This is a genomic window from Aquimarina sp. KJ22-3 (assembly GCF_055808215.1).
The window spans coordinates 2,851,908-2,871,886 of sequence record NZ_CM147859.1 but is presented as its reverse complement, the minus strand read 5'-3'; the positions used below and the strand labels follow the sequence as shown (position 1 = coordinate 2,871,886).

At 38.2% G+C, this 19,979-nt stretch carries 18 protein-coding genes; 11 read left to right on the top strand and 7 right to left on the bottom strand.

Annotated features, from left to right (window positions below):
* The first annotated feature begins 52 nt into the window (after window positions 1-52).
* Window positions 53-1,963, top strand: coding sequence for a 1,4-alpha-glucan branching protein GlgB (glgB, locus tag AC0L3Q_RS13360; RefSeq protein ID WP_473279989.1), 1,911 nt, complete (start codon window positions 53-55; stop codon window positions 1,961-1,963).
* Window positions 1,964-2,149: 186 nt separating this feature from the next.
* Window positions 2,150-4,552 carry a glycoside hydrolase family 31 protein gene (locus AC0L3Q_RS13355; RefSeq protein ID WP_473279987.1) on the top strand — a complete coding sequence of 801 codons (2,403 nt, stop codon included), beginning with the start codon at window positions 2,150-2,152 and terminating at the stop codon, window positions 4,550-4,552.
* A gap of 7 nt (window positions 4,553-4,559) precedes the next feature.
* Here AC0L3Q_RS13355 and AC0L3Q_RS13350 read toward each other — a convergent pair whose 3' ends face one another.
* From AC0L3Q_RS13350 to AC0L3Q_RS13320, 7 genes are all read right to left on the bottom strand, one after another.
* Window positions 4,560-5,798, bottom strand: a complete 1,239-nt coding sequence (locus tag AC0L3Q_RS13350; protein WP_473279985.1) for a peptidoglycan-binding domain-containing protein — start codon at window positions 5,796-5,798, stop codon at window positions 4,560-4,562.
* Window positions 5,799-5,808: 10 nt separating this feature from the next.
* Entirely contained in the window at window positions 5,809-6,660 is an 852-nt protein-coding gene (locus AC0L3Q_RS13345) for a peptidoglycan-binding domain-containing protein (protein WP_473279983.1), read from the bottom strand.
* Window positions 6,620-8,371, bottom strand: coding sequence for a S8 family serine peptidase (locus AC0L3Q_RS13340; protein WP_473279982.1), 1,752 nt, complete (start codon window positions 8,369-8,371; stop codon window positions 6,620-6,622). Before AC0L3Q_RS13340 ends, AC0L3Q_RS13345 begins: the two co-directional genes overlap by 41 nt.
* Window positions 8,372-8,373: 2 nt before the next feature.
* Window positions 8,374-9,306, bottom strand: coding sequence for a hypothetical protein (locus AC0L3Q_RS13335; RefSeq protein WP_473279980.1), 933 nt, complete (start codon window positions 9,304-9,306; stop codon window positions 8,374-8,376).
* Window positions 9,307-9,374: 68 nt separating this feature from the next.
* Window positions 9,375-10,190 (bottom strand): hypothetical protein, encoded by an 816-nt coding sequence (locus tag AC0L3Q_RS13330; RefSeq protein WP_473279979.1) that lies wholly within the window; start codon window positions 10,188-10,190, stop codon window positions 9,375-9,377.
* 20 nt (window positions 10,191-10,210) lie between these two features.
* Window positions 10,211-10,642, bottom strand: a complete 432-nt coding sequence (locus AC0L3Q_RS13325; protein ID WP_473279977.1) for a hypothetical protein — start codon at window positions 10,640-10,642, stop codon at window positions 10,211-10,213.
* Window positions 10,643-10,667: 25 nt separating this feature from the next.
* Window positions 10,668-11,540 carry a hypothetical protein gene (locus tag AC0L3Q_RS13320; protein ID WP_473279975.1) on the bottom strand — a complete coding sequence of 291 codons (873 nt, stop codon included), beginning with the start codon at window positions 11,538-11,540 and terminating at the stop codon, window positions 10,668-10,670.
* Between the two features lie 437 nt (window positions 11,541-11,977).
* Between AC0L3Q_RS13320 and AC0L3Q_RS13315 the strand changes: the two genes are divergently transcribed.
* From AC0L3Q_RS13315 to AC0L3Q_RS13275, 9 genes are all read left to right on the top strand, one after another.
* On the top strand, window positions 11,978-12,799 hold the full coding sequence (locus tag AC0L3Q_RS13315; RefSeq protein ID WP_473279973.1) for a M48 family metallopeptidase: 822 nt from the start codon (window positions 11,978-11,980) through the stop codon (window positions 12,797-12,799).
* A gap of 82 nt (window positions 12,800-12,881) precedes the next feature.
* Window positions 12,882-14,204, top strand: a complete 1,323-nt coding sequence (locus tag AC0L3Q_RS13310; protein ID WP_473279971.1) for an MFS transporter — start codon at window positions 12,882-12,884, stop codon at window positions 14,202-14,204.
* Between the two features lie 178 nt (window positions 14,205-14,382).
* Window positions 14,383-14,862 (top strand): lipocalin family protein, encoded by a 480-nt coding sequence (locus AC0L3Q_RS13305; RefSeq protein WP_473279969.1) that lies wholly within the window; start codon window positions 14,383-14,385, stop codon window positions 14,860-14,862.
* Between the two features lie 16 nt (window positions 14,863-14,878).
* Window positions 14,879-15,571, top strand: a complete 693-nt coding sequence (locus AC0L3Q_RS13300) for a YiaD family glycine zipper/OmpA-like lipoprotein (protein WP_473279967.1) — start codon at window positions 14,879-14,881, stop codon at window positions 15,569-15,571.
* Between the two features lie 81 nt (window positions 15,572-15,652).
* A complete protein-coding gene (locus AC0L3Q_RS13295; RefSeq protein WP_473279965.1) occupies window positions 15,653-16,783 on the top strand; it encodes an NAD(P)/FAD-dependent oxidoreductase in 1,131 nt (376 codons plus the stop codon).
* Complete coding sequence (locus AC0L3Q_RS13290; protein WP_473279963.1) at window positions 16,777-17,499, top strand: methyltransferase domain-containing protein; 723 nt, start codon at window positions 16,777-16,779, stop codon at window positions 17,497-17,499. Before AC0L3Q_RS13295 ends, AC0L3Q_RS13290 begins: the two co-directional genes overlap by 7 nt.
* Window positions 17,500-17,511: 12 nt before the next feature.
* Window positions 17,512-18,564 (top strand): type III polyketide synthase, encoded by a 1,053-nt coding sequence (locus tag AC0L3Q_RS13285; protein WP_473279961.1) that lies wholly within the window; start codon window positions 17,512-17,514, stop codon window positions 18,562-18,564.
* 30 nt (window positions 18,565-18,594) lie between these two features.
* Window positions 18,595-19,386, top strand: coding sequence for an SDR family oxidoreductase (locus tag AC0L3Q_RS13280; RefSeq protein WP_473279959.1), 792 nt, complete (start codon window positions 18,595-18,597; stop codon window positions 19,384-19,386).
* Window positions 19,387-19,490: 104 nt separating this feature from the next.
* On the top strand, window positions 19,491-19,976 hold the full coding sequence (locus AC0L3Q_RS13275) for a hypothetical protein (RefSeq protein ID WP_473279957.1): 486 nt from the start codon (window positions 19,491-19,493) through the stop codon (window positions 19,974-19,976).
* Window positions 19,977-19,979 lie beyond the last annotated feature (3 nt).

The window sequence follows — 19,979 nt, the reverse complement described above, 5'->3', positions numbered from 1 at the left end:
AACTCCACCTAGAACCGAATAAAACCATACAAGAACAACACTAACCATATTAATGAATAAAGTAATTGTACATAGCCTCTTCACAGATTTTGATATTGACCTTTTTAAATCCGGTAAACATTATCGACTTTACGAAAAATTTGGTTCCCATATCCTCACATTAGATGGAGTAGAAGGAACCTACTTTGCCGTTTGGGCACCTTCTGCAAAATCGGTGTCGGTGATAGGCGATTTTAATTATTGGACAGAAGGGGAACATCAATTGAATGTTCGATGGGATGCTTCCGGAATTTGGGAAGGTTTTATTCCCGGAGCGGGAAAAGGAAGCGTGTACAAATACATAATACACTCTCACAACAATGGTATCGTAACCGAAAAGGCAGATCCGTATGCTAGACGTTGTGAGCACCCACCAAAAACAGCTTCGGTAGTATGGGATAATACCTATATCTGGAAAGACGAAGAGTGGATGCAGAAACGCAAAAAGCATAATGCGATCAATGCTCCTTTTTCGGTGTACGAAGTGCATCTAGGTTCCTGGAGGCGAAAAGATCAGGAAAACAGATCCCTTTCGTATACCGAAATGGCAGACGAATTGGTAGCCTATGTCAAAGAAATGCAATTTACCCATGTAGAGTTGATGCCAGTAATGGAATATCCTTATGATCCATCATGGGGGTATCAAATCACCGGGTATTTTGCACCAACTTCCCGTTTTGGATATCCGGAAGAGTTCAAACTCTTGGTCGATAAATTACATCAAAATGATATTGGAATTATCCTGGATTGGGTGCCTTCGCATTTCCCAGAAGATGGACATGGGTTAGGCTTTTTTGATGGATCTCATCTGTATGAACATCCCGACAGAAGAAAAGGATATCACCCAGACTGGAAAAGTCTGATTTTTAATTACGGAAGAAACGAAGTGCGTAGCTTCTTGATTAGTAACGCTATCTTTTGGTTGGATCAATATCATGCAGATGGTTTACGGGTTGATGCGGTAGCGTCCATGTTATTTCTTGATTACTCTCGCGAAGACGGAGAGTGGGAACCTAATATTTATGGAGGAAGAGAAAATCTGGATGCTATTTCGTTCATGAAAGATCTGAATCAAGAGATTTATGCCAGTTTTCCTGATGTACAGACAATCGCAGAAGAATCTACTTCTTTCCCAATGGTATCTGAACCGACTTATGTGGGAGGATTAGGCTTTGGAATGAAATGGATGATGGGTTGGATGCACGATACGCTACAGTATATAGCTAAGGAACCTATTTATCGCAAACACCATCAGAATGACCTTACGTTTAGTATGACCTATGCTTTTACCGAAAACTTTATGCTTCCGCTATCACATGATGAGGTGGTTTACGGTAAACGAAGTATCATTGGTAGAATGCCTGGTGATGAGTGGCAGCAGTTTGCTAATCTCAGATTGCTCTATAGTTATATGTTTACGCATCCGGGTACCAACTTACTGTTTATGGGTGCCGAGTTTGGGCAACATGCAGAATGGAACTTTCAGGAAAGCCTGGACTGGTATATTCTGGAATATGATTTCCATAAAGGGATCAAGCAAGTTGTGACCGATCTTAATGGTCTATATAGAAACTATCCTGCACTATATGATCGACAGTTTGACATATCCGGATTTGAATGGATCACCTACGATGATCACGAAAATTCTGTGATAGCCTATATCCGAAAAGGAAATAGGGAAGAAGACCTACTCATTACGGTTTGCAACTTTACACCCATCCCTAGGACAAATTATAGAATAGGACTACCCAAAAAAGGGAAGCTAAAAGAACTGTTTAATAGTGATTCAAGAAGCTATGGAGGAGGAGGAGTTTCTAATACCAAAGAAATCAAAATTGAAAACAAACAATGGCACTATCGTGAACACTCTGCAGAAATCACAATTCCACCATTGGGAGCAGTGATTTTTGAGATTATTACATAGAAAATAATTGTAGTTGATATCCCAAAAAGTACAATTTGGAACCGTTAGTATTTTAAACAAGTGTTAATAATTTTCGTTTCAAACGTTTTCGTAAAATTTTCTTAATAAATAGTGGTGAAAATGATTCCGAATTTGATTTAGATATCGTTTTTTTATAATCCCAAGTCCAATACAAAAGAGATACATATGATCACCAATACTGAATTAGAGCATAAAGGAAATTTGTTTCCTGGCAAGATAGTTTCCTTCTCTCAAAATGTTGACAAATTAAACTTCACTACCGAAAATGGCGTTATTTTACAACTCACCATTATTAGGGGGAGTGTTATTCGTTTTCGATATGCCACGGATAATAATTTCGAAAATGATTTTTCATATGCTATTAGCGAAGATGGAGCGAGAGGATACAGCAAATTAGAAGTAGAAGAGAAAGATACACATTATGAGGTCATCACAGCTAGAATTCAATTGCATATCAACAAGAATGATCTAAAGACTACCATTTTTGATTTAGAAGGTAATGTAATTTGTAAAGATGATTGGGGATTTCATTGGGAGCAAAGCTATGAATATGGTGGAAACATTGTAAAAATGAGCAAAGCTGCTCCTCAGGGAGAGTGCTACTACGGTTTAGGTGATAAGCCAATGCACTTAAATCTAAAAGGAAAACGCATTGAAAATTGGGCTACTGATCAGTATGCCTTTGGTAAAGACCAGGATCCATTATATAAGAGTGTTCCTTTCTATATCGGTATGTATGAAGAAAGAGCGTATGGGATCTTTTTTGATAACACCTTCAGAACATTTTTTGATTTTTGCAATGAGCGCAGAAATGTAACCAGTTTTTGGGCGCAAGGAGGAGAAATGAACTATTATTTCTTCTATGGTCCAAATATGCAGAATGTGATTACCAGATATACGGATCTTACCGGTAAACCTGAATTACCACCCCTATGGGCATTAGGATATCACCAATGTAAATGGAGTTACTATCCAGAGAGTAAAGTAAAAGAGGTGACGAACAAGTTTAGAGAATTGCAAATCCCTTGTGATGCTATTTATTTGGATATCGATTATATGGAAGGATTCCGTTGTTTTACCTGGAGCAAAGAATATTTTCCGGAACCAAAACGTATGGTCGAAGAGTTGGCCGAAGATGGTTTTAAAACGGTGGTGATTATTGACCCAGGGATAAAGATCGACGATGATTATTGGGTGTATCAAGAGGCTATGGAAAAGGATTATTTCTGTAAACGTGCCGATGGACCCTATATGAGAGGAAAAGTATGGCCAGGAGAATGCTTTTTCCCGGATTTTACGAATCCAAAGGTAAGAGAATGGTGGTCAGAATTGTTTAAAGAAATTATCGCAGAAATAGGAGTAAAAGGAGTTTGGAATGATATGAATGAGCCTGCCGTGATGGAAGTGCCAGGAAAAACATTCCCAAATGATGTACGTCATAATTACGATGGTAACCCTTGTAGTCATAGAAAAGCCCATAATATCTACGGAACTCAAATGGCACGAGCTACCTACGAGGGAGTTAAGAAGTTTGCCTATCCAAAACGACCATTTATCATTACCAGATCTGCTTATTCTGGAGCGCAACGCTATACATCTTCCTGGACAGGGGATAATGTAGCTACCTGGGAGCATTTATGGATCGCTAATATTCAAGCACAACGGATGAGTATGAGCGGGATGTCATTTACAGGAAGTGATATCGGTGGTTTTGCAGAACATCCAACCGGAGAATTGTACGCCCGATGGATACAGTTAGGTGTTTTTCATCCTTTCTGTCGTACGCACTCTTCTGGAGATCACGGTAATCAAGAACCTTGGACTTTTGGAGATGAGGTAGTAGATGTAACTCGAAAGTTTGTTGAGCTGCGCTATCAATTATTGCCGTATTTGTATACTATGTTTTGGGAGTATGCAGAAGAAGGTATCCCGATGCTGAAACCATTGGTGCTATACGATCAAAATGATCCACAAACACATTATAGAACGGACGAGTTTATTTTTGGAAACCAAATTTTGGTTTGCCCAGTACAGGAACCTAATTCTAAAGGGAGACGTATGTATATTCCTAGAGGGAATTGGTATAATTACTGGACCAGAGAGTATGTAAAAGGAGGAATGGAACAGTGGGTAGATGCGGAGTTGGATATTATTCCATTATTCGTAAAAGAAGGCGCTATTATTCCTAAATACCCAATACAACAGTATGTTGGCGAAAAGAAAATCGATCAGCTGAAGTTAGAAGTGTATTACAAATTGGGTAATAAAGAAGAATCCAAAGTCTATGAAGACGCCCAAGACGGTTATGATTATGCAAAAGGTCGATTTAGCCTGAGAAGCTTCTCATTTACCGGAAAAGAAAACGAAGCCATTATACAGCATCATAAAACCGGTAGTTTTATTACCGAATATGAAACCATCAAAATTGAGTTTGTGGGACTTCCTTTCAAAATCAAGGAAGTAGAAATAGACAATGTTAAAGTATCTCTAGATAGTATTCAGTATAACGCCAAGGAAAACACCTTAGTGGTTCCTAGTGATTATGCCGAGTTACATATTGTAGGATAGTTATATATTATCTTCCACTTCTTTTCATCGCCTGGATAATTTGATCCACTCGATTTCTGACTTTGTCACGCGCTCTTTTGGTGCCACCAATACGATAACCGATGTTTCCAGCTTTGTCTAACATTCTTTGATAGGATAAACCGGATACTGAAAAACTTAGGTATCGCGATCTTTGGTTGTGCAGAAATACCGCTTTGGAAGCTACTTCAGGTTCTTGGAATAGGTATTCCCATTCCTGGTATTTGGATAGATCAGCAACCTTATCGGCATTCCCGTGGATCCTCCAATTCATTTTCACATTGTTGATTCTTGGATTAGTCCCTCGATAGTTCAATACATAATTGATGATCCGTTTGTATGCGGGACGCCAGGTGGTTTGGATTAATCCTAAACCAGAGAATTTATATACATCGCATTGGCATAAAAACTCAACTTCGGCATCGTTAAGACGAATTTTTGGGAAGGTACTTCCTCTCCAATTAAATTTTCTTAGGTAGCTCAATCGTACTCCAGGAGTTTTATGTGCTCGTACAAAATCAGGGTCATGAATCAACTGATGTATTGATTTTGCACTTTTGGAATCATTATAACTTTTCTTTTTACCTCCGTTGGTCCCGTATGCGTATTTCAATCTCCCTAATAAAGAAACCCAATTGGATTCTCGAATAGGTTTAAATTTACCTCCGGTTTCATTAATCATAGCTGAAACCAATCCAAGGAACTGAAATAGATTAATACTTTGCTCCCCGTATAGCACAGGAATTTGATTAAATATGTTGTTAAAATTCTTTTTGTAGGTGACTCCAGAAGGAATTTTTCTTTTTTTCCAATAGGGATTTCGTCCTCCTACTTTACTTCTGAAGAAATCCACAAAATCCTGTCCCGTAGTTTGTTGAAAGAAGATGTTGATGTCATTAGAATTTCTGAAACGAACGTTCCTCATCACATCAAGAGTAAGTTTTACTTTGGTTCCAGGATTTGTTGGAGTAGTAGGTCGATTGTTGGTTGGAGTGGTTGTTCCACCGCCACCGCCTGTGCTACTGCCACCGATTTCCTTCATAAAGAATTCATATATAGCTCTTTTGGTGTTTTTTCCTAAGATTCCATCCACTCCAGCATTACCAATATTAAAACCGGCTTGTCTCAAATAGGTTTGGATCTCTTTGATTTCGTTTTTGGAGTTTAACTCAGCGATATCTGAATACCCTGGTCGTAAATTGGGATAATATGTGTAAATGGTTTTCATTTTCTTGAGTTTATAAAACTTTTCCTTTACTAGCTTCTAATAGGGTATAGGTAAACCATGTTCCTTTACCATATCTACGCTCCGCCTTTTTACAAAGAGCGATGAGCTCGTCAAAATCCGAGGACTTTTTAAATACCTGGCATCCTGCCGACCAACTATTTACATCTATAGAGTTTCTGCCAGCTTTGTGAATGTTGATGCCAAAATACCCGGTGTATTCTTTTCCACCATGAAAATCCAATTTATGATCCTGATTTTTATCTCTGAATACCGTTACTTTTCCGCCTCGTTGTACCAAAGCAGTATATTTTCCTCGATGTAATCCTAATTTATAGGTATTGAGATATTGTCCTACTTTCAGAATTGCTGTACCATTTTTATTGATCATACGTTTACCCAAAAAAGCACTTCCTGGATCTGTAGTGATAGGATAGGTTTTGGCGTGATACTTTCCATTTTCTTTCCAGATCACATACATCGTATCATTAAAAAGGTTGGCTGTAGAATCCAGGTTTCTAACTCCGATGATATTGGGTTTTAGCTCGTCTTTGTAAAAAGTATATCCTTTCTTCCTAAAGATCTCACTAAACGTTTGAACGATTTGTGGAGCATTAACTCCTGGGGATGGAGTAGAAGGAGAGGTCGGATTAGAAGCGCCAAAATGAGACCTAAAATAATCATATATGGCCTTTTTTGTTTTCGACCCTAAGTCCCCATCTACTCCCCAATGTCCCAGATCATAGCCCTTTTTTAATAAAAAGGCCTGAATTTCCTTTACCTGATGAGAGGTATTTAACTCGGCATACTCATGATGCCCGTTATTATACCAATTTCTGTTTGCGTAATATCTTGGTGTTCTCATGCTGTATTTTCTTTTTGGCTAGATCCAGCAGTAACTTTTTTTCATTAATTACCCCGTGTCCTGATTTGTTCTTTACCGTGGTATCTTCTGTTCGATACGGATTACAAAACTTCAGCAAGTAATGCCGTAATGTATAGATATTGATCTTGGGATACTGCTCAAGGATTTTGGCGACCAACGAGGCCACAAAGGGAGCAGCCATACTCGATCCACTCTTTTTGGTAAGCATCCCAGAGGCGTAGCTTTCAAATTTTGATGCCGATCGTGCCGCCGGGATTTTGGATCCTGGAGCTACGATTTCGGGTTTGGTTCTATGGTCTAATGTTGGTCCAGCACTACTAAAAGACATCAATTCCTTTTCTTGGGTAGCTTGATTATAAGCGCCTACAGTAATGGTGAGCGGAGCATTACAAATAGATCCTATTGTATGATTGGTGTTGACATCAGATTCGTGAAAATGCGATTGCCCACGATCATCTCGTTCTATATAGGCATGATATCTACCGTTCTTGATTTTGGATCCGATGATCTTTACCACCAATCGTTTGGATGCTGGACTGCCTGCCAGGATGATATTGATATGGTTTTTACCTGTATTGGGTTCACTTTTACGATGAAAAATAATTCCGTTTTTAGAACCGTCAAAATTTAAGGTAGCGTCTTCAAAAGCTTCTGTTCCACCAATGTACTCGTCATCATCGTTATAGATTTCAACTGCAAATTCGTCTCCTGCCTCATACCATATTTCCATTTCATTTGGCGTACGATCTCTTTTCTTGAAAATCCATTCGATTTCATTCTCATCATCTTGTAATAGTTTACCAGAATGGTGGCATTTGGATTTGAAGTAATTGCCTGTACTCTGTACAATGGCAAATCCGGCGCGTTCTCTTAACGCATTATTAAGTGCTAATTCTACCAGGGTCTGTCCTGTATGTGCATCTCCGTGGCCTCCCAGACTCATATTGATCACGCAAGGACGATCTCCTGCTTGCTCTAATATAAAGTCAATTCCTTCGATCAGCTTTACTGAATCTCCCAGGGACAAATCAGAACCGTTTACGTAATTAGAGCCCATATCTACCGCTACTATTGGACTGTTGCCTGCATGTCCTTTCTTACCTACATTTCCTGTGGCTGCCGCAATCCCCAAAACGTGAGTTCCGTGCATTCCTCTGCCTAATAAATCTCCACGCCCAGGATGGTAGCCTAACGTCCTAAAGGGGGTAGCAGTATCTAATGCATGATCGATTTGCTTTTGCGTAAATACTTGACCATATCCATATTTGTTGGGGGTTTTATTCTTGAGGGGTTGTGCCCATATTTTTTCAAAACGAGTGTTGCCCAGGGGATCAAAGAAATCTGGATGTGTAAAATCAAAACCAAAGTCTATGATCCCAAAAACAACGTTGCTTTTCCTTTTGGAAATTACTCTAGGTTTACCAGCAAAGTTAGAATACTCGCTGGCGTCATTTATATCTGAACTATAATTGTTTAATGGAATTACCTGTGGTGCCTTAAGACTTCGGGTAGCCACATGATCATACACTACCATTAGGTATTTTCGTAAAATCCTGCAGCTTATGATATCACCAAATTGAGAGATAAGTTTGATATGAGGCGGGATAACATTTTTATCCTTAAGCCTCATTAACAAATGCAACTCTTCGTTGGGATTTCCTTTTACTATAAGTTTAAGACGTGGATCCATTTTTATGTAGTTACTTTAGTTTTACTGGTTTTACTAGCCTTTGTAGCTCTAGGAGTAGTTACTTTTGGAGCAACTTCGGTTTCGGTTTCAGGAAAATCAAAATATTTGATATCTCTTACCAAGTCTAGTAAAGGTGAAATCACATTAGATATAAAAATTCTTATATCCTGCATGCTTAGATCAGAAGTGCTCTCAAAAGTTTCCTTAAGTTTCTTTAGAAAATCTATGTCGAAGAATACAGAAAACTTGGCCACTCTGGTTTTAATCGGTTTAACCAATTCTGCATTACTTTTGGTAATTTTCTCGAGATTAGTTTTAAACTTCTCACTTTTGATCTCCTCTATCACATCATTAATGTAATCCACATACATCGAATTTCTAAACTCCTTTACATCAATACCCTTTGCGTTGAACACTGCAGCAATCTCCTGGTTTTCAAAAGCATCTTTTGGTTTTGTGATATACCCTTTTAATTCAGTTACCTCTGTTTGTACCGTTTTTATGGGTTCTACATGACCTCTAATCTCAGAGAACTTCTTATTGATAGAGGAATTAATAGTATCCAACTTGGCAACGACGGTCTTCTTTACATCTTCATTGGTCGTATCATCTCCAGCTATAGGTTGATCATCCTTTGGCTGATCGTCCTTGGGCTCATCCTCCTTAGGTTTATCTTCAGATGGATCTGGAGTTTCATCCTTTGGTGGATCTGCAGGAACGTCTATCGTTGGATTGGTGACTACAAGCGTAGGCTCCTCTTTTTTGGTCTCTGCATTTTTTGCAGTAAGCAACTGAAACATCATAGAGAAACTCTTATTATCACTCATCTTGTCAATCAAAAAAGAAGTGATGATAAAATTATTTTGATCCTCCAAATTGTAGTTCTCAGCGATTATTTTAGGAAAGAGAAACCCTGTCAATAAACTATTTTCCATTGTTATAAGTTTTTAAAAAGGGACTTGGTTATAGAATTACTTAAAGCAAGTCCCTTATACGTTAGAAATTATTTGTTCATTGTCATGAGCATTACCAAAGGCAAAAGACTGTCATCACTGCTGTCTCCGTCTTTTTGGCTCATTAATAGTACTAAGGGTAACATCATATCGCTACTTGATGATTTACCAGTGCTAGAATCTCCCATTGTAGTCATCATTGGTAATAACAAACTCATTGTTTGATCAAACTTTACGGTTTTGTTATCTGATTTTTCTACAATAGTATCAGGTCCGGTTTCATTGGATCTGATTTCCAGATTCGATTCGTCAAACTTTGGTTTGTTTAGTAAAGAACCTAACATACTCATAGTTTGCATGTTCTTTAAAACTTTGGTTTGGTTTTTATCTTTTCTGGATAAGTTGCTTACTACATCAGTATATTTACCATCAAGTGATTTGATTGCTTTACCATTAATCAAAGAACTTTTCTTTAAAGAATTCACGTCTTTAGAAATGGCATCTAACGATTTTTTGAATTCGCTTTTGGAGACCACACTGCTATTAGATCGTGGTGATCTCACGCTTTTTCCGTAGTTAGATCTACGCTTTGTTCTTCTAGGGTGTCTAGGTCGAATTCTTCTTCTTCTTCCTCTAAACCCTCGTCGACCTCGTCTTCCTCTACGTCCTCGTCTACGTCGCTCGTCAAAGTCTTCGTCAAAATCCTCTCCCAAGAGGTCGTAATCGTCCTCTAACAGATCGTCATCTAACAGGTCATCTTCAAGAAGATCTTCATCATAATAATCATCCTCGAGTAAATCGTCATCAAGGAGATCTTCTATTAAGATATTATCTTCTAGGTCATAATAATCTTCTATTGTGTACATAATTTTAAAAATTTGAGTTATTAATTTCTAATTCGGTAATGCTTACTGAATTTTTTGTTAGCTGGTGCTACAAATCGGTTGTATTGCGTAAAGTCTGGTACAAAAAATCCTGGTAACCCTTCTCCTTTACAATAGGTGCACATATCATCTTCGCCAAAACATTCTGGGCATGCACCCAAAGCCTCTGCAAGATCTTCGGTGAGCTCTTGCTCGTCTTCTAGTTCTGCTTTTAGATCTTCGATCATATGGAGCAGCTTGTTTTGCGTTTTTTTGAGTTTGATGATCTTGTTTTTGTATGCCTTATGTGTGTTTTTGGAGATGGTGGTTTCAGAAAGTGTATCTTCATCATCTTCATCGATATCAGAATGCTCTGCATTCATCATTTCTATCATGTTCAAATACTCTTCCCATTCAGGCTTTTGTTTTTTTAGAAAAGCAATCATTGGATTCATTTTCCCAGGGATTTATGGTTAACGATTAGGCACTATATTCCTCGATTAGTGCTTCGATTCTTTCTTCTCGCTCTTCTGGGTGATTGATTACCAGTTCTCCATAATCATCAACAAGATATTCGTCATCCTCTAACAAATCATTTTCATAGTATTCAGCAATGATACCTTCTGTTAGATAGTTGATTGCCTCAACAGCTTCTAGAAAATCATAATCGCTTTCTGTGATATTTTCTGTTGGAATGTTACCATTGGATCTTCCAAATAACAAGGCTTGAAAACCAGGGCTATTGACTACATTTGATAGTGCTGCTGGAGTATTGTCTTCAAACGATTCTATATCTTCTCTGTACCTTGGTCTAACAGGGTTTTGAGCGGCGTATCGGTTTGCAGCTCTAAGCGCATGTCTTCCGGCTCTTCCTAGGGTTCTTCTAGTATGTCTCCATGCATTTCTCAATTCTGGATTTCTTCTTGATCTTCTTCGGTAAGAACTTCTGTTTCTACGAGGAGATGTTCTTCTTCGTCTACGGCGGGTTTTAAAATCAGGAATTCGGTCTAGTGCCTTAGATCCTGCACCTGCAAGATTTCCGGCTAGTCCACCAATCATTCCTCCCAATTGTGGCACACCATAAGCTGCACCTACCGCAGTACCTACGGGTTGAGCAACCTTGGAGACAACTTTTAATGCACCTGATCCTACTTTTTTGGCAAAGTTTCCGATTTTCTTCCAGAAACTTTCCGCCTGCTCAGGAGTCATTTCACTTACTGTTTCAATCAAAAAATCATCGATCTCTTCTGTAGTAGATTCTCCTATTTCTGGTTGAAAAATGTAGCGGACTGCATCATAAAAGTCTTCTTCGCTAAAAGACTCTCCATGATATACTTCTTGATATAAACTCATAATACAATTCATTAAATGTTAATACTGAAATTCTGTTGTACCCCAAATTGTGCACCATTTGGATACTTCAAATTTCTATAAGATGGACCGATATTTTGGGAGTCAAAAAGCGGTTTTTGAGATGTGTAAATCACGGAAAGTTAAAGGAGTAAAACACTTGAAAAATTTCAAGTAAACAACTGTAAATAAATGAGTTAATACACTTTTGTTAAACCGTATTTTAACGGATTTTGATTGTGGTAAAACCTTAGCGGAGTTGTATAAAAGAGATATTTTGTTTTGAGTGGAAAATGCAAAAAACAGGCTGTATGCTCGTCAAAAAGTGTATCTCAACGATAGATTAATACTTTTATCGAAGGAATGGCATAAAAATATATGGATATGTAAAGTGAAGAGTAGAGATTTTCGTAATTTTATCTTTCAAAATTGTACAAATCATGAATACTAGAAAATCTATAGTTTTTTTAGGCACAATACTGTTGTTTTTGTCTTGTGCGACAAACCCTTTTACCGGTAAGAAGACACTTGCCTTGGTGCCAAATTCGCAAATATTGCCCATGGCTTTTCAACAATACAATCAGTTTTTGGGCGAAAATAAGGTGGTAACAGGTACTTCTGATGCAGAAATGATTAAGCGAGTAGGACAAAGAATAGCAAAAGCTTCAGAACGATGGTTAAATGCCAATGGTTATGCGGGGTATTTAAAAGATTATCAATGGGAATATAACCTGGTAGATGATAAAACCGTTAATGCTTGGTGTATGCCGGGAGGGAAAATAGTGTTTTATACAGGAATTCTTCCTATTGCCAAGAATGAAACTGGTATTGCAGCCATAATGGGCCACGAAGTAGCTCATGCATTGGCTAATCATGGACAGCAACGTATGAGTGCAGGGCAGTTACAGCAAGTAGCAGGCGCGGCTACAGCGGTAGCTGTAAGTGGAAAGGACGAACAAACGCAACAAATCGTGGGTACAGCCTTTGGGTTAGGTAGTCAGTTTGGTGTGATGCTTCCTTTCAGTAGAAGTCATGAGACAGAAGCAGATCGCATAGGAATACAATTGATGGCCATTGCCGGATATAACCCAGATGAAGCCGCAAATCTTTGGAGACGTATGAAAGCCAATAGTGGAGGACAAGCACCACCAGAATTTATGAGTACGCACCCTTCTAGTGATACTCGTATTGCGAACCTTACTGCATGGGCACCTGAGGCTAGAGCGGAAGCTAAGAAATTTGGGGTAACCACGTTTAAATAATTGTTAAGTACACCAACTTACAAAGATTATACTTATTTTAGGAGCTGTTCTGAACCTTTTCAGAACAGTTTTTTTATATCATATGAGCAAATCACTACCCAAAGGACACAAGAAATTACTCAATGCCTGGGCTTTTTATGACTGGGCAAATTCAGTTTACAACCTTACGATATCTTCAGCCATCTTTCCCATCTTTTGGGGAGCATTAACGATTGTACGAGATGATGAAGACAACATCATTAGTGATACTGTGCGCTTCTTGGGGATTGATTTTAATAATGATTCTCTGATAAGCTATGTAACGGCATTAGCCTTTCTTACAGTATCATTGATCAGTCCACTCTTATCTGGTATTGCCGATTATGTTGGGAATAAAAAGAACTTTTTGAAATTCTTTTGCTACCTGGGAGCATTATCTTGTATTGGCTTGTATTGGTTTTCTTTAGAAGATCTATGGTTTGGATTATTGTGCTATTATTTGGCGCTGATAGGTTTTTGGGCAAGTTTGGTATTTTACAATTCGTATTTACCAGATATTGCTTATCCCGAGCAGCAGGATGCCATAAGTGCAAAAGGATATTCTTTGGGATATATAGGTAGTGTACTATTATTGATCATTAATTTGATCATGATTTTGAAATATGAGTGGTTCGGTTTTGAAGATGAAGGTTTCCCAACACGACTATCCTTTGTTATGGTAGGAGTATGGTGGATCGTTTTTAGCCAGTACACCTACTATTATTTACCGAAAGGAAACAAGAAAGCTGAACTTACCAAATCGGTGGTTTTTAATGGTTTTAAAGAACTAAAAATGATCTGGAATGCTCTTAAGAGTGATTTGAGACTTAGAAGATATCTCACCGCCTTTTTTGTGTACAGTATGGCTGTACAAACGATCATGCTGATCGCAACCTATTTTGGTATTGAAGAATTAGACTGGGGAGAGCAAAATGCAACAACCGGACTTATCATAAGTATTCTACTCATTCAATTGGTAGCGGTCTTGGGAGCGTTTTTAACTTCTAAAGCTTCGGCTAAGTTTGGAAATATAAAGACCATTATAGTGATTAATTTTATCTGGATCGCGATCTGTATTTATGCGTATACGATTACTACTCCTATGCAATTTTACATTGCAGCAGCCATTGTTGGTATGGTGATGGGAGGGATACAAGCACTTTCTAGATCTACCTATTCTAAGTTCTTGCCAAAAGATGCTGTAGATACCACTTCTTATTTTAGTTTTTATGACGTTTCAGAAAAGATTGGGATCGTAATCGGTATGTTTTCGTATGGATTGATTGCTCAATTAACAGGTAGTATCCGATATTCTATCTTGTTTTTGATTCTGTTTTTTGCCGTTGGACTTATCTTATTATTTAGAGTTCCAAAGCAAGAGATATAAAGGAAAAGTTAAATATTTTATAAAGGGATAAAGTAGTGCTACGTTTATCCTTTTTTTGTGTCCTTTGTCTAAATTATAGTATTAAATGGTATAAGAAGAGCCCATGTCATTTTGAAATATAATAATATTGGAAACGTTATCGTTTATAGCTACTTTTATATTAATAAAATCTAACATAATGAAAAAACTTATCTTATTGGTGGCAGTAGTAATTTTTGCGTCTTGTAGCCCAACGCAAAAAACCGTTATCTCTGCTAAAAAAACTCTTAAAGGAGAATGGTCATTGGATAAAATCTCTTACGATAGAGATGGAATCTTTGATGTTACCCTTTATAACGATGCCTCTGCAGAATGTTTTACCGGAAGTACCTGGAAATTTATTCCAAATAATAATACAGGTAAGTATGAGGTGAATCAAAGTAGTTGTACTTCTACAGGAGCAAGAAACTTTAGGTTTACGATTCCAAAACCTGAGGCAGATGGTACGTATTATTTCTTATTCAAGCCCATTAACGAGAAAAAGAAAAGTACCAACAACAATGCTGGATATAGAATGGCATTACAGCATCTGGATGATGCAACTATGACTTGGGCCATGACAGTAAGTCTAGAAGGGAAGCCTTTTGTAATTACGATGAACTTTAATAAACTTCAATAACTCAAATCATTAAATGATGAAGACAAATCTTAAAAAAATAGGTGTTATTCTAACTGCAGCAACGATGCTAGTAAGTTGTGAAGCTGTACAAAATGCAAATAACACACAAAAAGGGGCAGTTATCGGTACTGCTGCGGGAGCAGTGATTGGTGGAATCATTGGTAACAATGTGAAGAAGAAAAACTCTGCACTAGGAGCTGTAATCGGTGGTGTAGTCGGAGGTGTAGCCGGTGGTGTGATCGGTAAGCAAATGGATAAGCAAGCACAGAAAATCGAATCGGAAATTCCTGGTGCTGAAGTAACTAGAGTTGGAGAGGGTATTGATGTAGTATTCGACGAAAATAGTGGTGTTTATTTTGCTACAAACAAGTATGACTTAAATGCCAAGTCCAAAACAAACCTAAACAAGTTAGCTGGAATCTTTAAAGAATATCCGGATACTAATATTATTGTTGAAGGTCATACCGATAGTACTGGGAATGATAGCTATAACATGACACTGTCTAAAAACAGAGCTGATGCGGTAACTAACTATCTGATTGCTCAAGGAATTAGCGCTAGTCGTTTAACTACCTATGCGCACGGAGAAACCTTGCCAAAGTATGACAATGCTACTGCAGAAGGTAGAGCAAAGAACAGAAGAGTAGAGTTGGGTATTGTGGCTAATGAGAAGATGAAGAGGGATGCTCAACAACAAGTAAAACAATAAACAATATTGTAATAAAATCACAATCACCTCGACTATCAAGTCGGGGTTTTTTTATGCTTAAATTTTATGTATCTTGATGTGATGAATAAGCATTCACACGTACTTATTATAGGGGGAGGATTAGCAGGACTGGTTAGTGCTATTCATCTTGCACAACAAAAAGTGCAAGTGCTTTTAATAGAGAAAGATACCTATCCCAGACATAAAGTATGCGGGGAATACATCTCCAACGAAGTTGTTCCTTATTTTAAAGAGTTAGACCTCGAATTAGCTCATTTGCATCCCGTAGATATTTCGAAATTTGTCATTTCTACCCAAAAAGGGAACCTTATCCGTAGTCAATTACCACTAGGTGGTTTTGGGATTAGCCGATATGCTTTGGATCATTATTTATGGCAAAAAGCGGAACAGTTAGGAGTTACTTTGGTTACCGATATCGTGACAAATGTAGAATTTACAGAGCATCAGTTTGAAGTGTCTACCCAAAGTGGAGCAGTGTTTACATCCGATTTTGTTATTGGAGCCTATGGAAAACGCTCATCACTGGACGGTACATTGGATAGAAAATGGAACACCAATGAATCTTCTTGGCTAGCTGTCAAAATGCATTACAAAGCTTCGTTTGATCCGCAAACCGTCGCTTTGCATAATTTTGATGGAGGCTATTGTGGGCTATCTATGGTAGAAAATGAAACAGTTAATGCATGTTATTTGGCATCCTATCAAAGTTTTAAAAAATATCGGGATGTGGAAACCTTTCAGGAAAAAGTGCTAAATAAAAATCCTTATTTACGAGCCTTTTTTGCAGAGGCAACACCTATGTTTAAAAAGCCTATTACGATAGCTCAAGTTAATTTTGCCAAGAAAAAACCTGTAGAGCAACATATTTTTATGGCAGGAGATGCTGCGGGCCTTATTCACCCGTTGTGTGGTAACGGGATGGCAATGGCCATACAAAGCGCACGAATATTATCAGAGTTATTGGTCAAAAGCGATCAGAAACTCTCTGATAATACCCGATTATTACTAGAAAAACAATACGAGCAACAATGGCAATCTCTATTTTCTCGAAGATTGTATATGGGTAGAATGCTACAGCGGGTGTTACTCAATTCGAGTTTACAGAAAGTTTCTTATGGAATAGCATCTGCAATTCCTTCTATCGTGCCTCGAATCATCAAACAAACTCATGGATCTCCGATAATATGCTAGTGGACTTAACACATAGAAGCAAGGAAGAAGAATTGATGGATCAACCTGATGTTAAGGAAACAGATCTACAAGTAGCTTTGGCAGATATAGCGAGGGTAAATCGTTGGTTAGGAGGAAATGAGATCACCATAAAAGGGGTTAGAAAACTGCTGAAAGATCGAGATAAAGAACAGGAGTATACCATTTTGGATTTGGGTTGTGGTAATGGGGATATGCTGCGACAACTTGCAGATGATTTCAGAAAAAAAGGATGGAAAGGAAAGTTTATTGGTGTAGATCTCAATGAAATGGGCTTGGACCAAGCCAAAGCATTAAGTACAGCGTATCCTGAAATACAATTTGCTAAAAAGGACATTATCACTTTGGATGCCGCTGATTTTTCGTGTGATATTGTGATTTGTACTCTTACATTGCACCATCTTTCTTGTGATGAGATCGTAAAATGTATGGAGAATAGTACCGCGTTAGCTGCTATTGGTGTTGTGATCAATGATCTGCATCGAAGTGCATTGGCGTATTACCTTTTTAAGGTATTTAGTTTTTTCTTTATCAAAGGTCATATTGCCAAAAATGATGGATTGGTATCCATAAAAAGAGGATTTACCAAACTAGAATTAAATGAGTATGCGCAACAACTATCGACATCTAACAGTGATATCGGTTGGAAATGGGCATTTCGATATAAATGGATAGTAAACACCCAAAATAATAATTAAAATTAAGGAAAGTTGAGTGTAAGGATTACAACAGTTACCAAGCAATTGCCACAGTTTATGAGAGAGACCAAGGATATTGTTCCCTTTGTCTCCCAATGGTTATCAGGGCAAGAAGATCGTTTCAGACGTAAAGTGATTAAAATCTTCGAGAATGCTGCCGTGGATAGACGCTATGGTATTATGAGTATCGACGAAGTGTTTCAAGCCACTTCTTTTGAAGAGAAAAACAACATCTATGTTCGAGAAGTAAAGAAGTTGGGGAAAGAAGTATTGCAAAAGGCGTTGACTCAAGCTGGATGGGATCCTACCTCTTTGGATTATATCATTACGGTGAGTTGCACCGGGATTATGATTCCGTCTCTGGATGCCTATATTATTAATGACCTGAAGCTACGCCAGGACATCATTCGTTTGCCAGTTACCGAAATGGGATGTGCTGCCGGGGTATCAGGAATTATCTATGCCAGAAACTTTTTGAGAGCCAATCCAGGGAAACGAGCAGCGGTAATCGCTATCGAATCGCCTACGGCTACCTTTCAATTAGATGATTTTAGTATGACTAATATGGTGAGTGCTGCCATTTTTGGAGATGGTGCTGCTTGTGCTTTACTTTCTTCAGAAGATGATGCAAACGGACCAAAAATCGTTGGGGATGAGATGTATCATTTTTATTATGCTTCTAAGATGATGGGATTTAAACTAACTAATGGTGGACTGCAAATGGTTTTGGATCCAGAGGTACCTGCAAAAATTGCTACGCATTTCCCAGATATCATTCACCCTTTCTTAAAAAAGCATAACACTACAATAGAAGAAGTAGATCATTTAATTTTTCACCCAGGCGGAAAGAAGATCGTACAAACGGTAGAAGAACTTTTTGGGCACTTGGGTAAAAATATAGACGATACGAAACATGTTCTCAAGGAATACGGAAATATGAGTAGCGCCACAGTGTTATATGTGTTGGAGCGTTTTATGGAGAGAAATCCAAAACAAGGAGAGACAGGACTAATGCTCAGTTTTGGCCCTGGATTTTCGGCACAGCGTATTTTATTAGAATGGTAATAGCAGTTAATATAACTCCAAAGATTACACATGCATAAAGATTTTGAAGATAAAGGATATTGGGCGCTTATTTTGGGCGGAAGTACAGGGCTTGGGTTAGCTACAGCACAAAAACTAGCCCGGCATGGGATGAATATTATTATCGTGCATCGTAATAGTCGAAGCGAACAACAGCAAATTCAGTCAGGTTTTGATACGATTCTGAAAGAAAATGTACAGTTTGAGTCCTTTAATGTGGATCTGTTGAAGCCAGAAAAGCGGGAAGTAGTCATCGTTGAAATCAAAGAACGTATCCGAAATGGCAAAATAAAAACACTAATTCATAGCATTGCCAAAGGAAACCTAAAACCTATGAATGCCGCTGAGCATACCTTACAGAATGATGATTTCAGATTAACGATCAACGCAATGGGCATCAGTCTTTATGATTGGGTGAAAGCTTGTTTTGATGCCAATGTTTTTGCAGAGGATACTCGAATTATTTCCTTTACCAGTGAGGGGAATACCAAAGCCTGGAAGAATTATGCGGCTGTTTCTGCGGCCAAAGTAACACTAGAAGCGATTACACGAAGTATCGCACTAGAATTTGCTCCTTATGGGATTAGGGCCAACTGTCTGCAACCCGGAGCGGTAGATACCAAATCCTTACGTATGATACCTGGACATGAAGATATTATTTCGCACAGTATACAACGTAATCCCTTTGATCGATTAACACAGCCTGAGGATGTAGCCAATGCGGTGTATTTACTATGTCGTGATGAGGCATCCTGGATTAATGGATGTATAATTCCCGTTAATGGGGGAGAACATCTATCCTAAGTGGTAAAGACTAAAAATAAGTTAAATAGCAACGCTAGCGCTACAAAAACTAGTACTTTAAATCACTAATATGATTTTGGACTATGGGACTAAAAATCACACTTATGAAAAAGATATTCATTTTAGGATTTCCTTTATTGATCTATTTGATGGCGTGCAATGATGATAACGAAGCTGCACAAACTGATAATCCAGGTATAGATGAGAATGCTTTGGCAGAGATTGTAAGCGTTGCTGTGAATGGACAAGAAAATCAATATACTTTTAGTGTAGGGATCAAGAGTCCAGATACGGGTTGTAATCAATATGCAGATTGGTGGGAGGTGATTTCGGAAGATGAAACCTTGATATATCGTAGAGTTTTGGCGCATAGTCATGTTAATGAACAACCTTTTGTACGATCTGGAGGTGCAGTGAATATTGGTAAGGATCAATCTGTTTATATACGAGCACATATGAATACTAGTGGTTATGGTACTGTAGTGTACAAAGGAACGGTTACCAATGGTTTTGAAAAAGCCAGTTTGGATAAAGAATTTGCTAGTGCTGTAGAAAATCAAGAGCCGTTGCCAACAGAATGCGCATTTTAAAAG

Coding starts and splice junctions, on each gene's coding strand:
- AC0L3Q_RS13335 (WP_473279980.1), bottom strand. CDS start 9,306: ATGGAAAATAGTTTATTGACAGGGTTTCTCTTTCCTAAAATAATCGCT.
- AC0L3Q_RS13320 (WP_473279975.1), bottom strand. CDS start 11,540: ATGAGTTTATATCAAGAAGTATATCATGGAGAGTCTTTTAGCGAAGAA.
- AC0L3Q_RS13275 (WP_473279957.1), top strand. CDS start 19,491: ATGAAAAAGATATTCATTTTAGGATTTCCTTTATTGATCTATTTGATG.
- AC0L3Q_RS13345 (WP_473279983.1), bottom strand. CDS start 6,660: ATGAGAACACCAAGATATTACGCAAACAGAAATTGGTATAATAACGGG.
- AC0L3Q_RS13350 (WP_473279985.1), bottom strand. CDS start 5,798: ATGAAAACCATTTACACATATTATCCCAATTTACGACCAGGGTATTCA.
- AC0L3Q_RS13325 (WP_473279977.1), bottom strand. CDS start 10,642: ATGAATCCAATGATTGCTTTTCTAAAAAAACAAAAGCCTGAATGGGAA.
- AC0L3Q_RS13310 (WP_473279971.1), top strand. CDS start 12,882: ATGAGCAAATCACTACCCAAAGGACACAAGAAATTACTCAATGCCTGG.
- AC0L3Q_RS13340 (WP_473279982.1), bottom strand. CDS start 8,371: ATGGATCCACGTCTTAAACTTATAGTAAAAGGAAATCCCAACGAAGAG.
- AC0L3Q_RS13315 (WP_473279973.1), top strand. CDS start 11,978: ATGAATACTAGAAAATCTATAGTTTTTTTAGGCACAATACTGTTGTTT.
- AC0L3Q_RS13305 (WP_473279969.1), top strand. CDS start 14,383: ATGAAAAAACTTATCTTATTGGTGGCAGTAGTAATTTTTGCGTCTTGT.
- AC0L3Q_RS13355 (WP_473279987.1), top strand. CDS start 2,150: ATGATCACCAATACTGAATTAGAGCATAAAGGAAATTTGTTTCCTGGC.
- AC0L3Q_RS13300 (WP_473279967.1), top strand. CDS start 14,879: ATGAAGACAAATCTTAAAAAAATAGGTGTTATTCTAACTGCAGCAACG.
- AC0L3Q_RS13295 (WP_473279965.1), top strand. CDS start 15,653: ATGAATAAGCATTCACACGTACTTATTATAGGGGGAGGATTAGCAGGA.
- AC0L3Q_RS13330 (WP_473279979.1), bottom strand. CDS start 10,190: ATGTACACAATAGAAGATTATTATGACCTAGAAGATAATATCTTAATA.
- AC0L3Q_RS13290 (WP_473279963.1), top strand. CDS start 16,777: ATGCTAGTGGACTTAACACATAGAAGCAAGGAAGAAGAATTGATGGAT.
- AC0L3Q_RS13280 (WP_473279959.1), top strand. CDS start 18,595: ATGCATAAAGATTTTGAAGATAAAGGATATTGGGCGCTTATTTTGGGC.
- glgB (WP_473279989.1), top strand. CDS start 53: ATGAATAAAGTAATTGTACATAGCCTCTTCACAGATTTTGATATTGAC.